Source organism: Mucilaginibacter gossypiicola (assembly GCF_900110105.1).
GTDB lineage: Bacteria > Bacteroidota > Bacteroidia > Sphingobacteriales > Sphingobacteriaceae > Mucilaginibacter > Mucilaginibacter gossypiicola.
Map to the genome: position 1 here is coordinate 113,076 of NZ_FOCL01000004.1, position 17,300 is coordinate 130,375.

The window sequence follows — 17,300 nt, forward strand, 5'->3', positions numbered from 1 at the left end:
CCAAAACCATGGCCTGTAACGATAAAAATCCGCTTCAACGTGATGGCTCAAGCCAGTCACAGCGCTTTCTGAAAGCGCTTGACCCAGCCTACGCCCCAATTGAGGAATTGGGCATGGAAGACTGGCTAACGTTTGCGGCTGCTTATGCCGATAAAATAAATTATTATACCCCTAAAGACTGCAACTATCCCCAGGGCGATTGGAAACCGTTTTTTATCCAGGATAAAAAAGCGCTGCAGGATTTTTTGAAGCAGGTTGAGGTAAAAATGCAAAATGCAGGTTTGGGATTTCCCGATTCAAGCATTAAAAGCGATGTTGAACCACACCTTGCCTTGTTCATGTGCTTTATTATGCTGCTGCAGCACTCAGAAGATGCGCTGAACCAGTTTACCGGCCGTCATCTTGATTTTTATTTTAAACGGGTATTGCAGTTGCGCAACAGACCGGAAGTACCGGATAAAGTGCACATCATTTTTGAACTGGCCCGTAACCTCACCGGTTTTTTATTGCCGCAGGATACAGCGCTTGATGCAGGTAAGGATAAAAGCCCTAAACCTAAACCGATTGTTTTTAAAACCACCGCCGAGCTGGCAGTAAACAGCGCTACCATAGCTGCCATGAAAAGCTGGTATCAATCGGCTGCAGATAATAAAGTTGCTTATGCCGATGTTACTTTTTCGGCAGATGGCCTGGGTACACCTTTTAAGGATGATGTACCTAAATGGAACCCCTTTGGCAGTAATAGCTGGCCAACCGCGTCAATGGGTTTTGCTTTTGCTTCAAGTGTTTTACTTCTGGGCGAGGGCGACCGTACTATAACCCTAACACTTAACTTTACCGGGCTCAATGCCTTTGATCCAGCATTAATAGGGCAGCTTTTTAAAGTTTTCTTAACTTCTGAAAAAGATTGGCTACAGGCTGATTTTCCTTCAACAGCGCCCGCTACGCTGAACCAGCAAAAACTGATCATAACTGTAAATGTACCACCTAAAGCTAAAGCGGTAGTGCCCTATAATCAGGCTATCCATAAAGAAAATTACAAAACCGATTTTCCGGTTATCCGCCTGCTGATGACCGTTCAGGACAACGCTTACCCTGTTTACCAGGCATTAAGTAAGGCCCGGCTGGATAGCGTACAGATTGATGTTGCCGTAACCGGCATGAAAAACCTGGCGGTTGAAAATGATAACGGTAAGGTTGACCCCTCAAAACCATTCTTTGCTTTTGGGGCAGTACCCAAAATACATTCAAACCTTTATATTGGAAATGCCGAGATCTTTCAAAAACAGTGGACAGAGATCACCCCTCAAATTAACTGGAAAGGAGTACCCAGCCCCATTGAAGATTATTACAATGCTTACCGGGTAAATTTTGTAAAGCCGACTTTTGCGCCTGGTGATTATGGAATCACTTCTTCTTCTGCCGTTAGCGATTATGGCGGCCGGGTTATTGCCAATAAAGATAGCTTTACAGCAAAGGTATCGTTCATTAAAGATGGAAAATGGTTCCCCGATGGAGGAAGTTCTATCAGTGTGCTTGATGACTCATTTACCTTAACACCGGATGGTGTGCCTCAGCCGGTAAATCAGGCCCCCAGTTTTGTTAACCAATATCTTTACTTCAACGTATCCGGCGCATTTAATTACGGATGGGGGGCTCAGGCCGAAAAAGCACTCGTGCAGCAATATGTACAGCCCATGCAGTTCTTTTTTCCTACACTGGGTTTTATAGGCTTTCAGCAAACCGGTACGCAGGTACAAACACAAACAGAAAATTTTTCGGCCGGGGTGAAGGATAACTATATCCGTATCAATTTAGACCGCGACTTTTTGCATAGTGAGTACCCTAAACTGTTTGCGGCAGCCATGATTAAAAAGGATGGCGGCGCAATTATACCGTCACTGCCTTATACACCTGAAATTGCTTCGCTTACCATCGACTACAAAGCAACGGCTTCAAACGATATTGATAAACTGACAAGCAGTAATAACAATGCCGGTTTGCTGGCCGACTACGTGAACCACAACGTTCAGTTTTTTCATGAAACACCGTTTGGCCAGGCCGAGCAGCATGCTTTCCTCAAAAAACAATTTCACGGTTTAATTGATGGCAACATTACAGCCATATCGCAGGCACCCGATCTTGCCGCGTTTTATATAGGCATCTCTGGTATTCAGACAGGTTCGGTAGCCAGCATTCTTTTCCAGGTTGCCGAAGGGAGTGAGGATGCGCTTGCGCCGTCGTTTTCTGATACTATTCAACCAAAATGGTATTACCTGTCGGGTAACGAATGGCTTGCTTTGGATAAAAGCAATATCATCAGTGATGATACCAACGATTTTCTGCGTTCGGGGATCATCAAATTTTTAATTCCCGAAGGAGCTACAACCAATAATACATTTCTTAACCAAAGCCTCACCTGGCTTGGGGTTGAGCTGCCCACTTCAGTTACTATTGATTCGGTTTGCAAGTTTGTTAATGTACATATTCAGGCGGCTGAAGCTCAATTTGCAGATAATGATAATGAACTTTCACACCTCGAAGCGGGCCTGCCTGCAGGTACTATAAGCAAGCTGATTGACAGGCTTCCGCAAATTAAGTCTGTTACTCAGCCTTATGCCTCGTTCGGTGGTCTGTTGCCCGAGGATGATAATGCTTTCAGGTTGCGGGTAAGCGAGCGTTTAAGGCATAAACACCGGGCCATTACCATCTGGGATTACGAACACCTGGTAATGGCGCAGTTTCCGCAGGTGTTTAGGGTTAAGTGTCTTAATCATACTAACGATGATATAGAAGTAGCGCCGGGCAGTGTTAGGGTGGTGGCTATTCCCGATATCCGTAACCAAATCAGTTTTGATCCATTTAAGCCCAGGGTAAGCAAAAATACCCTGAGCGAGATCACCAAATACCTGTCGGGATTAAACTCCATGCATGTTGATTTGCTGGCCATTAATCCCGATTATGAGGAAGTGATCCTTGATTTTAAGGTGAAGTTTTACTTCGGGCTGGATGAAAATCTGTACGCCATTAAACTGAATACAGATTTGATCAATTACCTGTCGCCCTGGGCTTATAACCGCAATGCAGATATTGATTTCGGCGGAACGCTTTATAAAAGCGTCGTGATCCGCTTTATTGAAGAGCTACCCTATGTTGATTATATAACCGATTTTAAGATGTACTTCACTGCATCGGGGCCTGCAAACCCCGATGTTTTGGAGGCAGGCAATTCAAAGGCCATCCTTGTATCGGCAAAGCAGCATTTAATTGATACCCAAACCATACCTACATGCCCATGATTGATCAGTTAACCATACCGAAACAAATTGATACCAGCCTTGGGCCCGAGTATAATACCCTGCGCACCGAAGGCATGCAGCATATCCGCGATCTGGCGAGCGCTATCTGGTCGGACTATAATGTGCATGATCCGGGTATTACCACGCTTGAGATGCTTTGCTATGCACTAACTGATCTTAACTATCGCATTACCCTGCCGGTGGAAAATATCCTGGCGGTTGATCATGATAATACAGCCAGCATGCATGAGCAGTTTTTATCTGCCATAAAAATACTACCCGGATACCCCGTTACCCCCGATGATTACCGTCAGTTATTTGTACGGATAGATGGTGTGCGGAACGCCTGGATCAAAAAATCGCCCCATAGCATTATTGCCAACTATAAACAACCTGATGGTAAACCGCTTTTGCGTTATGCAACGCCTGGTGAAAATGCCCTGACAGGTAAAGAGGTTAAATTCGATTTAAAGGGCATCAACGATATCCTGATAGATTTTGAAGATTTTCCTGAACTGGGCGGCGATGCCGCCAAGATCAAAGCCAAACAGGATGACATCATCAAACAAATAAAATCGGTATACCATTATTTCCGTGAGTTATGCGAGGACCTTGACCAGGTAAAGGCGGTTGAAAATCAGGAAATAGTTATCTGTGCCGAAATTGAACTGCAGCCGCAGGCTGATCCTGAAATGATCTGGGCGCAGATCATGTTTAATATTGAGCAATATCTTACACCCGATATTACATTTTACCTGCTTCAGGAGTTGCTTGATAAAGGGATGCAGCCCGACGAGATTTTTGAAGGTCCCGTGCTTGATTTTGAAAACCTGCAGGGTATTGACGCCAAGTTTGCCAAACAGGGGTTTATTATTCCCGCTGAGCTTGCGGCTTCGCAGCTGCGTACCGAAGTACGCTTATCCGATTTGTACCGCATCATTATGGAAATTGACGGTGTACGGTTGGTGAAAAGAATCTCTTTTGGTTTTTGCGGTTGTACAGCACCTTCAAGCGAAGTTGCTGATAAAATCTATAAATCGAACGAATGGTTGCTTTGTATTCAGGATGGCCATAAGCCTGTTTTGTGCGAAACCAATTCGTCATTCACATTTTATAAAGATGTGGTGCCCATCGAACTGAAGCAGGCAGAAGCTCAGACCGATCTAAACCAATTACGTAAAGACTGGCAAGACAGCGTCGAGGCTAAAAAGATAGTCGACCTGCCCGTACCCGAAGGTGATTACCGCGATATTGGTCACTATGAAACCCTGCAAAACCAGTTCCCCGAAAATTATGGTATTTCGCCGCTGGGTTTGCCTGATACGGCTACAACCGAACAACGTTCGCTGGCTTTACAGCTTAAAGGATATTTGTTGTTTTATGATCAGGTGTTGGCTAATTACTTCGCCCAGCTTTCAAATGCCCGGATTTTGCTCACTGCCGATGACAGTATCCGCAAAACCTATTTCAGCAATACGGTAAACGGTATCAGGGATGTAGAAAAACTTGTGGACGGCTATGCCCAATGGGAGCAAACAGTTGATGATGTAATTAAAGAAATTGGGCAGGATAACTATCCCGAACGGAAAAACAAATTTTTAGATCATTTGCTGGCCCGTTTTGCTGAGCAGTTTAACGAATACGTGTTTTTGATGTACCGTATTTACGGTGAAGATTACCAGCGCAATATCATCAGGCATAAGGTAAATTTTTTAAAGGATTATGACCAGATGAGCATTTGCCGTGGCAGCGGGATGGACTTGTATAACGCCAAAACACCCGATCAGCAATTGGTGAATGTATCGGGCATGGAAAAACGCATCTCGATGCTACTGGGTTTTTCCAACTATAAAATGCAGCAGCTAAGTGTGGAGGATTATCTGTTGTTCAAGGCCGATGCCCTGCATTATAACTGGACAATATCGCAGCTTGGCGTAGTGAAATTTAAGGGCAATGCCAATTATCTAAAGGAAATTGATGCCTATGAAGATCTGGGCCTGGTATCCGTATTGGCCTGCGACAGGGAAAACTACCGCTTAAGTCCGGGACCTACTGCCGGCAAATATGTGTATAACATAGCCAACTCGGCGGGTACGCTGCTTACCCTTAATGATATGGAGTTTAGCGCGGCCGCTATCGAAACCGAAATTGCATTTATCATCAAATTTATGCAAAACGATTTCAAGATGGAAGGTATGTATGTGATAGAAAACATCCTGCTGCGCCCGCCATTTGATTATACCGGCGATGACAGTACCCATCACCAGTTTATGCCGGTTTGCCTTGATCCAAACGGCGTGTATTGCGAGCCGCTTGACCCATACTCGTTCCGTATTTGTGTGATATTACCGGGCTACAGCGTAAGGTTACGTAACACGGCTTTCCGCACTTATGCCGAGCGGCTCATTCGCACTGAAACGCCTGCCCATATACTGCCGCGGATCTGTTTCATCGGCCACGACCAGATGGTTGGTTTTGAAGCGGTTTATAAAGATTGGCTTGCCGCCAAACACATAGCGGTGAGTACGGATTCGCCTATCGACCCGGTATTGAACAGCAAATTTATTGATGTGCTTGAAAAACTGTACACCGTTTATCAGCAGGGCCAGTTAAGCGATTGCAACGATGATACCCAGGAAACCAACCCGATTATATTGAATAAATCAAGCCTTGGCACCTTGCAGGGCGGCACAAATAATAACAGTTAAAACCTAAATAACAAAGCCATGCCACCAGTAACCAACATAAAGCTCACCGATATAACTTTAGAGTATAACTCCTTTGTTGACAGCCAGGTGCTTACAGCCAAGCAACTGAACGATATTGTAGAGTTTTTTGAAGATCAGCAGCGCCTTACCCGTACCTGTTTAATTGGTGTTGGCCTGGTATGCGGTCTTAGCTTTAAAGGCGATGCCAACGGTATAACCATTGGCAAAGGCTGCGGCGTAACTACCGACGGCGATTTGCTTTACATGCCCGAAACAACCTATAAAAATTTCAGGGCCTATGATAATTCGCTGATCAAGTACCCGCCGTTTTACCCTTTAGGGACAGATGCGGCGCAAATGGCTTTGTGGGAGCTGGTAACCCCGGATGACAAGGGCGTTTTCCCGACCGATAGCTTTGACCTTACCAATTTTAAAGCAAAAGCCGGTAAGGACCTGACAGAAATGTATGGTCTGCTTTACCTGGAGTATTACTCTAAAGATCCGGATGCCTGTACAGCCATTGATTGTGATAACCAGGGGCGTAAGCAGGTAGCCAAACCCAAAGTACTGCTCATTGCCCAGGCCGATATGAACCAGATCATTGAACAAACCGGCTCGGAGGTTATTTATGATGATATCTACAAAAAATATTTCAACGCTTACAATGCCTACTTTGATGCTCCTGTATTAGCTGCCAAACGCGTGTTCTTTAACACGCAAACAACCGCGACGTCATCTGCACTTACTGCCGCCTTTTCAAGCATCGCAAACACAGGGGCCGCTGGTTTATCAGCAGCCATTCAGTCATTATACAATACTTTCAAATTCGCACTCGATCCACAATCCGTTTACCCTATTACCAGCATCGTCGCCAATATAAATACAACGCTAAGCAAAGCTACAGCCCCAATGCAGGCACAATACCTGTATGATTTTTACAAGGACCTGCTAACCGGGTATAATGAATTGCGTGCGGTACTTTCGGATATTATTTATCAGTGCTGCCCCAATATTTATGCCTTTCCGAAGCATATCATGCTTGGGGCCTTAAATGTTACCCCTACCGCCAAACCTACTCCATATCGCCATAAATTTTATGCATCACCTGCTGTAAGTGCTAATAAGGACAAGCTGAATATTGCTTTGAATTTGTTAGATAGGCTGAACATTATGAGCAGTGGGTTCACGCTGCCTGCAAACCCGGTGGTGAAGGTGACGCCATCTACAGATAATAGTAAACCTTTGGAGGCAAGGGCCATTCCTTTTTATTATGGCAAGCCGGTTGATCTGGCTAAAAAGTGGAGTTATGGCCGCTGGCTGCAAGGTACGGATAAATTGATCCTTAGTTATAATGCTTCCGCTTATTCGCCAGCAAATGATGTAGTTGTAAATCCGCTAAATTATTCAATCGACTCCAATAATTTTTTCAGGATAGAAGGGCATATCGGCAAGAAATATACTGAAGCGCTTGCCGCGGTTGATAAGATCAGGCAGGATTCAAACCTCCCTTTTGATGTAGTGACTATCAGGCTCGGGGATGTTACCCTTGCCGATATCAACATTGATGATTATGCCTGCCAGTTTAATGATCTGGAGGCCACACTAAAAGCTTTTCAGGCCGAACAAAATTGCCTTTATAGTGATGTAAGCAAGTTTTTTTCAAGCTTTGATACCAAGACCGGTTATTCAGTAGCATACAATAGTGTCCTGGCCCAGGCTGCCGGGCAACAACTGTCATTCGCTAATGCAGAGGCAGAAGCACCGCAGGCAGCGGCACCTGCAGCTGCAACACCCAAAATGAAGATGGCTGCAGTTACAGTGGAAAAAGCCGCAGGCATATCAACCGGGGTCAGTATGGAAGCAACCAGTGGCCTGGCAATCAATAAAAGTATTAGCAGAGTTGCGATTGATAGCGGTTTTAGCGCGGTAGATAATAATATCAATGTTGCACAAGGTAGCATTGGCTATTATGTAGATCAGATCCGCCGCCAGGGTGGAGCTGTAAGTATTTCGGATTATGCGGATGCGGCCGGTAAGTCCGTTGATACCTCGGCAACAGGATCATATGAACAGGCTGTAGCGGTTGATATTCCGGTACGTGTAATTGCCGGTACCCGAAACATAAGCCAATGGCTGCCCGATAGGCTGGTTGATATAGACCAGGATACGATAGATAATTTTTCGGCCCGGATAGATGACCTTTGTAACGAAGTAAAATCTGCAACTCAAAAAAGCAGGCAGATTTTTGCCCAGGCCGATTATATACGCAAAGGGTATGAGGATGATTACGAGTTGCAGTTATGGCGCTTGTCTGAAAACTGCTGTGCTGGCCAGGCGCTTGCCGTTATCATGAATGAAATTCAGGACCGTAAAACCAAGCTGCTGCAACAGCTTACCTTTTCGGCCTATGCGGCCAACCATACCGGTTTAGAGCATCTTGCTGGTGTACCTGCGGGCGGAACATTTGTGATGGTATACGCAACTACCATGACCACGCCCAGTCCAACAGTACCTACAAATACACTTTCGCTCGATGACAGGTTAAAGGTACTTCAGGCCAACCCGCAGTTTGTAAAAGGTTTTGCAAGTGATGCTGATGCGATGACTTTTATAGCGCAGAATACCAACTTTGACGATATTTCTGCTGCTGTGAAATTTTACCAGGTGCAGTCGCCACGTAAATTTACGCCAACTATTGAGGCCGATGTTATCAGTAAAACTCAGGCTTTAGCTGTTGATCTCGGTAAAGTAAGGGCAGTGGCCACAAACCCGGATGTACCGGAAGATATTGTGTTTGCGGATTTTTGCCTGCCGTATATGTGCTGCTCTGATTGCCCGCCGGTGTCATTCATTATGCCTAAGCCACCGGTAGGGTTAAGCTTGCCTAAAGCTGTAGCATGCTCAGACGAAGGCTTGCTGCAATTTAAAGTTAGTCCGGTTGATGGGGTTATTAAAGCCGCCGCTGGTTTTGAAACCACTGTTGTAACAAAAGACGCCATAAACTATTTTGACACAACCAAAGTTAAAGACGGTACGTTTGGCCAGCAGATCAAATTTACTGTAAATGATCAGCCTGCCGATTGCACCATCACCGTATTTAAACATCCTGCTGTAACGCCGGCGGCCCAGGTAACTGGTACTGATCCTGCATCTGTTGGGGTTACTATTAAGCTATCGGCTACTACTAACCAGGCAACAGGTGATACATTTGCTTATACCTGGACAATGCCCGACGGACAGGTACATCCAAATCTTACTGTACCAGACGACAGCATTACATATCTCTATGCAGATCTTCGTCAGAAATTCCCTGATGGTAAGCTAACGTTTACCCTATCGGCCAATAATCATGATTGCACCGATACAGAACAGGTTGTTCTTACAGTGCAAATTCCCGATGAGCCGGTAAACCTTACCCTGGCCGCCAGTGAAGTTTGTTCGGACGGAGGTAATATAAACTTCACCACCGTACAACCTGCAACAGGCATCATTACTTCAAAATTAGCGGGAGACGCTGTGAAACTCCTCGGCAGCCAATGGGTTGTTGATCCTTCAAAAGGCCCTTATGATGTAAGCATTAATGATTTTATGGTGAATGGCAAACCGGTTCCTGCTTGTACTCTAATGATTCACGAACATCCGCAAGCCTCGTTTGATTATAAAGTAGATGCAGATCCAGCTAAAGGCACTGCCACTGTTACACTAACCAATAAAACACCTAATCCGGGCAGTTTCAAATTTACCTGGACGTTTGATGATGGCACTACCAGCAATGATGTAAATACTGTAAAAGTATTTAACATGGGGCAGTTTCCACGTGGGCGCAATACAGTTATTACGCTTACAGCCGTGAATGGTAAGTTTGATAAATGCCGTGCGGTATTTACACCTACGCCGCCTGTAGCTTTGCCTGCAACAGTTACTATACCAATACTTACCAATTTACCACCAGCAGGTACAACCGCAACTACAGCTACGACACCTCCACAGATACTCGTAGTTAAAGATACGCCTCCTGCAGCTACTACGGTTACACCTAAAATAGATCCGGCTGTGATTAAAGAAACTCCTGCAGTAACGCCTACGGTAACACCTAAAGTGGATCCGGCTGTCATTAAAGAGACACCTGCAGTAACACCGGCCGCAACACCTAAGGTGGATCCATCGGTAGTTAAAAAAGAGACTACGATAACACCTGCGGCGACACCGAAAGTGGATCCGGCCACAACTAAACAGGATCCTGCGGCAACACCAACAGTAACACCTAAGATAGATCCGAAGATCATCAAAAAAGATCCGGGTACTACTGATCCGGGCACTGTTAAATAGATGCGCTATGGCAGGGAGTACACATATCATCCATAAGCTGGTGCTTGATATAGAAGTATCACGCCGCAATGCTGCCCGAAAGGTGCAGGATGACGCGGTGCAGTACTTTGAACAGGTGCTGCTCAAAAAACTGGAGCAGTTGCTGGATAGCATGGATGTACCTGCCCATGTTTGCATAGACAGGATTGACCTTGATTTGGGAAATGGTAAGCTGGAAGATGTTTTTGAACAACTGCAAGCCGGTTTAGCTAAGGTACTTGAGCCCGTTTTAAGCCCTGATATATTACCTGGCAGTGATGAGCGTGATAATGAAATCAGCTATTCATTACTCACTGAAGAGCAGCAGGCTTTTAGTGTATTTGTGTATTTTCTTAATACAGGAAAGCTACCGTGGTATACAGTTGCTGAAACAGATTGGTTGCAGCAGGAAGATACTTGGTTAAGTAAATTATCGGAACTATTAATAAATGACAGAACATACCAATTAAAGCTTATCAATCTTTTTAAAGGTTCACAACTTACAATAAGGTTGTTTAGCCAGTTTGGTATTGTATTTATTAAAGGGCTGGTAGCGGTTTTACTGCATATGGATGCCGGTGAACTTCAAAGGAAACTCGATGCTGCTACAGGGAAAATCCGGGACCTGATGGGCCGACAACCGGTAAATGATTTTAAAGATTTGTCATTGACAGAACTTGCCGGCGATATGGGGAATGTTATCGAAAAACTTTTGCTCATGATCTCTCTGCGCACCGGCAATAGTGAATTTCCTGATGATCGCGTGATCGTAAAAAAATTGGTTGAATTAATACCGGTAGAAGCAGCCACTGTAATATCGATGCCTGTGGCGAAGCTTGTTCAAATTGCAGAAATAGTTATTCAATCAACAGAAAATAAAGCTGCACCGCCAGCCAATAAGCCTGTAGCAACGCCTGATAATACATCTGAAACAGAAATAAAAGAAATAGAACAGGCTGACGGCCGGTATGTAAACCAGGCCGGTTTGGTGCTCCTGCATCCGTTTCTGGAATATTTTTTTAAAGATTTTGGCTTGCTGCAGGATAACGATTTTGCTGATCTGCCGGCAAGGCAACTGGCCATTCACCTGCTGCATTATTTAGGCTCCGGTAATGTAAACGGTTTTGAGTACGACCTTGGTTTTGAAAAGTTTCTATGCAGTTGGCCTGCCGGAGAATCATTGGAACGTGATATTGAGATTCCCCAACGCATGCTTAACGAAGGTGACAACATGCTTCGCACTGTAATCAAGTACTGGAAAGCATTAAAAAACACGTCGCCGGGCGGCTTGCGCGAAGGCTTTTTAATGCGCAAGGGAAAGCTGATTGAAGCAGAGCAGCCTGTGCGCCTTATTGTGGAGCGGATGGACCTGGATATCCTGCTTTCGTCATTGCCATGGGGCATTGGCGTAATTAAACTACCCTGGATGGATGAACCTTTTTACGTGGAATGGCAATGAAAACACCTCAAAAGGCAGCGCCCGCAAATACCAAACAGCATCAGCCCGCTAACGGGCAACAGGCAGGAAAAGATCCTTTTTTCGCAGCTGCTCATGATATAGAACGTGCACCGGAATCTCCTTTTTTTAAGGGTAATAAGGTTCAGCGTAAAATGACCGTGAATGAACCCGGCGATCATTTTGAAAGGCAGGCCGACCAGGTTGCTGATAAAGTTGTACAGCACATCAATCAGCCCAAAACCGTATCTAACTCTACAACTACTGCAACTGCTCCTGCAGCCACCTCCGCTGTTCAAAAGAAAGAAGATAAAAAGGAAGATAAACAGGAAAAAGAACAGAATGGTGCCGATAAGGAATTACAGCGACGCCCGGTTTTTGAAAGTGATGCCGATCCTAATGAAGGCAATACCCTGAAACGCAGCAGCCAGTCTTCTGCACCGGATGTATCTCCACAAACGCAACAAAAGATTGAAGACAGCAAAGGCGGCGGTGAACCATTACCTGCTAATACCCGCGAGGAAATGGAAGGCGCCATGGGCGCCGATCTGAGCGGCGTTCGCATCCATAACAATAGCGAGGCAGCCGGGTTAAGTAACGATTTGCAGGCACAGGCCTTCACCCATGGTAATGATATTTATTTCGGTGCTGGTAAATATGATCCGCAAAGTCAATCGGGACAGCATTTACTGGCGCATGAGGTAACGCATACCGTACAACAGGGTGGAAATGGGGTTAAAAAGAAAGGTATCATTCAACGGGCTGAAATGGGTGTCGCAGATAGTGGTAAGGCTAAGCCCCATACCGCGGAAGGTGATATCGACAAAAGGAAAAAGACTATAAAAGTTCAGAAAATTGAAATCCCCGGGTTTAAGTATGATATGATGCCGTCCAAAACTGACTACTCATTTAAAAGTACAACCAGAAGCGGTAAGCATTTAGATACATGGGAAAAAGAAGCAGCAACCGATAAGGGATTTAATAATAAGTTTGATGAAATGAAAAAGAAGGAGTTGCCAAACGGTGGAACAGCACCGGCAGGCAATAATACTTATTTCATGGTATCAAAAACCAACCCCAGCGGCGGTATGCTTTTCGGTAACCCCGATGAAATACGAACCCGTTCAGTGAGACCAAACTGGAGGAAGGCCGGTCAAATGCACGAATTTGAAGTTGATCATAAAGTTGAGTTGCAACTTGGTGGTGCCGATAATGATATTGGTAACTTATGGCTTTTGTCGCAAAAAATCAATGGCTCATCGGGATCTACTATTAAAACCAGTATAGAAAATGCTATAAAAGAAACTTTAAAAGCCGAGGAGAAGAATGATCCAGATAGAGTAAAAGGCATGTCTGTGGGCTCGGTTAAAGATAACTACAGTATTACAGTAGTAAGTTTCTCAAAAAAAGGATCGCCAGACAGCGCCGGTGATAACGACAAATATTCACTTTCTGATATACAAAAAGGCGAACATTTGGAGGGAATGCGTTTTCTGGTACCGGGTAAGGATGATAAGTATCTCAAAGATCTTGTTGACACGAATCATGTACACCTCTTTTTTAATGAACGACGGGGCCGGGCTGTTAAAATGCCCAAAAAAGGTCCGTTCAAACTTCAAAATACAAAGAAATATAGCGCTAACATCGACTCCGTTACCTACGACCCTCAAACAGATATTATGCAGCAGGGTGGTTCAGGTACTATAACGGTAACGATGTTTAAAACCAGTAAAACCGCTCATAGCATTACCGAAAGTTTTCCGATAAATGCCATTCCTGGTGTTTACGGAGGCTTTATTTCGAGGAAGGACATTTTGGACAAGTTGCGCCCTCAGGTTAAAGCGTTAAGTCCTGTTCAGTTACTAACAGCTGATTTTAATGATGATGGTGAACTTGAAGCGAAAGGCAAAGTGCATACCACCATTCCGCTTATTGATAAAGCGGATATCGATATCGTGGTTGACAGCAACGGCTTAGGCATCAGAAAGGTTTTTGATGGAGGAGAAATTAATCTGCCGCCGCCATTTAAAATTACAGATACATCGCTCGGCATTACCCTGAGCGATTCGGGTCTGACGGTTGACGGTAACATGAACTTCGAGATCCAGAAGCTGGGAAAGGGCGAGGTTCATGCAAAAGCAGGCACTTCTGGAGCTTTCGCCCTGGGAGGATCATTTGACTTTGATTCAAAAACTTTTAAACCTGCCCGCATTACGGTTGATTATACAAAGCCTGGCGATGGCGGTGACGGGGGCTTATCCGCTACAGGCGAGATAGGTATCCCTGCCGGTACAATAAAGGGAATCAAATCGGCCCATATCAATATAGCATATGCAAATAAGGAGTTCACAGCTACGGGTACTGCAGAGCCAGATATTAAAGGTGTAAAAAGTGCAGAGATTCACGTTAGCTATGGTAACGATACATTGGTCATCGGCGGTAGTTTCGTGCTTGATGAAAATATGCCCGGTATCCAAAGCGGTAGTGGTAATGTTGAAGTTACCCGCGGCCCGGATGAAATTTACCATGTAAAAGCCAACGGTAAGGCGATTCCTAAAATCCCGAAGATCAATACCGAGCTGTCAATTTCTTATGACGATGGCGCACTTACTATCGAAGGCAAGGCTTCTTATGCCGCCGACAGGGTATCGGGCGAGGTAATGGTTGGGGCAACCAATCGCGCTATTGCCGCTGATGGTACACCATCGGGCCCCGCAGGTGATAAGTTTACCGCTTATGGATCTGGTAAATTAACGCTTAAAGTTACCGATTGGCTGCAGGCTTCGGCAAGTGTAAGGGTAACCCCAGCCGGTGAGATTGAAGTTGTTGGCCGTTTGGACCTTCCTTCGGCTGTTGATGTTTTCCCTAAGAAGAGCATCAATAAAGAGCTGTTTAAAGTACCAACCATCCAGATACCCATTTTTGCCATCCCGCTTGGGCCTAAGAGTATTGGTATCGTGGCAACTATTGATGGCGGTCTTGATTTTGATGCTGCTGTAGGTCCGGGCCAGTTGAAAGACGTTTTTGGACAAATAGAATTTAATCCTTCACATCCCGAAAATACACGCATTAGCGGCGGGGCAAAATTTGTGATCCCTGCTCATGCTGGCTTAAAATTAAAAGCTGCGCTTGGTATCGGGCTTAGTATTGGTCCGGCCAGTGTTACCGGAGGTATCCAAATAGTTGGAGGATTGGGATTGGAGGGGGAAGCCAGCGCCGCGGCCGACCTGGCATGGTCGCCCACCACCGGGTTTGAGTTTAACGCCCTCGGTGAAATAGAGGTACATCCTAAATTTACGTTTGATGTAAACGCTTTCATCAAGGCCGAGCTTGATTTGTGGGTTACCGATATCTCAAAAGAGTGGACTAAAAACCTGGCGTCATTTAGCTATGGGCCAGATTTGCAGGTTAAAGTTTCGCTGCCAATCCACTATAAAGATGGTGAGCCATTTGATGTAAAAACTGATGATATTAAAGTTACTTACCCTGAAATCAGCATTTCTGATATAGCAGGTGGAATAGCAGATAAAGTAAAAGAAGAAATGTTATGAGCAACCGAAGCCAACTAACCGAACTGATAAACCTTGGTGCCATACAGCAGCTTAATGGCAATTTTGAAGCTGCCGAGGCTTATTATGCAAAAGCTGCCGATTTAAATGAACCTAATGTTACCCTGCTCAATAACCGGGGAATGTTGTTTTACCAGCAAAACAAATTTGCCGAAGCGAAGCCACTCTTTGAGCGGGCTTTAGAAATTGATGGTCAAAATGCTTCGGCATGGCTCAATCTGGCTAATACCGAGGTTTTGCTGGGGCAGTATGACAGGGCTTTAAATGCTTTCAGGCAAACTATTACGCTTAAGGCCGATCAGTTTGAGGCATGGGAAGGATTAGCTAAGTTGTATATGTTATCGGCAGATATGGAAAGCGCCGAAACATGCTGGCTTAAAGCGGTTGAGCTTAATCCCACCAATTTAAATTTATTGATGGGGCTGGCACAGGTTTATCTTTCAACCGGTAGGTATGATGAGGCGTTTGAAATGGCCGACTATGTTTTATCCGAAAACCCGCAAAACAGCAGGGCTTTGCAAACTGCAGGTCTGTCGCAACTGATGATGAAAAACTATGCATTGGCTACCGGGTACCTGATCAGGTATTTAATGTTGTTTCCTGGCGATATTGCTGTACGCAACCACCTGGCAGTTGCTTATTTGCAAAGCGGTCAATTAACAGAAGGGGCAGCCGAATATGAGCGAATCCTGGAATATGATCCCGAAAACGAGGAGATAAGGTTAAATACCGGAGTGCTTTGCCTCGGGCTCAACCGTTCTGAAGATGCGTTTTCACATCTGGAATTATTGCTTAAGCAATATCCCGAAAATAAAAAAGGAAAACTATATCTGGGCATAGCCCTGGCTAACTTAAATCAAAAAGATAAAGCCAAACAAGTGTTTGAGGACCTGTTGCAGGAGCCCGGAGAATGGGCTGCCCATGCCAAAAAACAATTGGACCTGTTAAATAATTTAAACTGAACCACCTATGAAATACATCCAGAACACACGCCGGCCGCTTAGTCAGAAACAGGCGGACAAAGCCGAAAAGCCCTTTTTTAATGGCAGCCGGGAAAAAAGCAAACAGGATAGTGATGCCTTTTTTCAGGCGAGGAAGATTGACGGTAACCAGGACAGCGCCCTTGAACAGGAGGCCGATGCGGTAGCACATAAAGTAACTATGTCACAGCAGGCAACTGCCAATTCATCTCAACGGATGGGGCAAATGAGTGTTCAGAAAAAAGGTGCCGATGAGGAGAAAGATGCGAAAGCCGGCCAAAAGAAAGAACAAAAGGATGAGAAAGAGGAAGGTAAGCCGCAGAAAAAAGACGAAAAGAAAGAAGAAGAAAAGCCAACTCAAAAAAAGGAGGAGGATAAAAAAGATAAAGAGCCGCAGAAAAAGGAAGAGGATAAAAAGGATAAGGAAGGGGTTCAGAAAAAAGAGGAAGAGAAGAAGGATAAAGAACCTCAAAAGAAGGAAGAAGATAAAAAAGACAAGGAGCCGCAAAAAAAAGGCGAGGATAAAAAGGACGAAGGCAAGCCACAGAAAAAAGAAAAAGGCGAAGAAAAAGACGATAAAGCCGCTGCGCAAAAAAAAGAAGAAAAGGGTGGCAGCGTAGAAAAAACAGAAGGCAAACCCGAAGTCCCCGAAGCAAAGTTTGACAGGTTACTGAACGAGAGTAAAGGCGGCGGCAGCCCTCTGCCGGCAAAAGTGCGTGCACAATTGGAGCACCAGATGAACGCCAATTTTGAGCAGGTAAAAATCCACACAGGGCAACAGGCTGTTGAGCTTTGCAACCTTTCAAAGGCGCAGGCGTTTACACATGGTAACGATATTTATTTTAACGCAGCCAAGTTTGATCCTGAAAGCACTGCCGGTATGAACCTGCTGGCGCACGAATTAACCCATGTTATACAGCAAAACGGTCCGCGTAAATAAA

The 17,300-nt window shown here is 45.0% G+C and carries 7 protein-coding genes; all 7 read left to right on the forward strand.

The window, feature by feature from the left end; genetic code table 11:
• The first annotated feature begins 8 nt into the window (after nt 1–8).
• From BMX50_RS14190 to BMX50_RS14220, 7 genes are read left to right on the forward strand one after another with little or no spacing between them, the layout of a single operon-like run.
• On the forward strand, nt 9–3,299 hold the full coding sequence (locus BMX50_RS14190) for a baseplate J/gp47 family protein (RefSeq protein ID WP_091211207.1): 3,291 nt from the start codon (nt 9–11) through the stop codon (nt 3,297–3,299).
• Complete coding sequence (locus BMX50_RS14195; protein ID WP_091211208.1) at nt 3,296–6,007, forward strand: hypothetical protein; 2,712 nt, start codon at nt 3,296–3,298, stop codon at nt 6,005–6,007. Before BMX50_RS14190 ends, BMX50_RS14195 begins: the two co-directional genes overlap by 4 nt.
• An 18-nt stretch (nt 6,008–6,025) precedes the next feature.
• Nucleotides 6,026–10,336 (forward strand): hypothetical protein, encoded by a 4,311-nt coding sequence (locus BMX50_RS14200; RefSeq protein WP_091211209.1) that lies wholly within the window; start codon nt 6,026–6,028, stop codon nt 10,334–10,336.
• A gap of 7 nt (nt 10,337–10,343) precedes the next feature.
• Nucleotides 10,344–11,813, forward strand: coding sequence for a contractile injection system tape measure protein (locus BMX50_RS14205; RefSeq protein ID WP_091211210.1), 1,470 nt, complete (start codon nt 10,344–10,346; stop codon nt 11,811–11,813).
• Nucleotides 11,810–15,361, forward strand: coding sequence for an eCIS core domain-containing protein (locus tag BMX50_RS14210; RefSeq protein WP_167667919.1), 3,552 nt, complete (start codon nt 11,810–11,812; stop codon nt 15,359–15,361). Before BMX50_RS14205 ends, BMX50_RS14210 begins: the two co-directional genes overlap by 4 nt.
• The gene (locus BMX50_RS14215; RefSeq protein ID WP_091211212.1) at nt 15,358–16,341 is read left to right on the forward strand and encodes a tetratricopeptide repeat protein; all 984 of its coding nucleotides are present in this window, start codon (nt 15,358–15,360) and stop codon (nt 16,339–16,341) included. The genes BMX50_RS14210 and BMX50_RS14215 overlap by 4 nt, the downstream gene beginning before the upstream one ends.
• 7 nt (nt 16,342–16,348) lie before the next feature.
• A complete protein-coding gene (locus BMX50_RS14220) occupies nt 16,349–17,299 on the forward strand; it encodes an eCIS core domain-containing protein (protein ID WP_091211213.1) in 951 nt (316 codons plus the stop codon).
• The last annotated feature ends 1 nt before the right edge of the window (nt 17,300 follow it).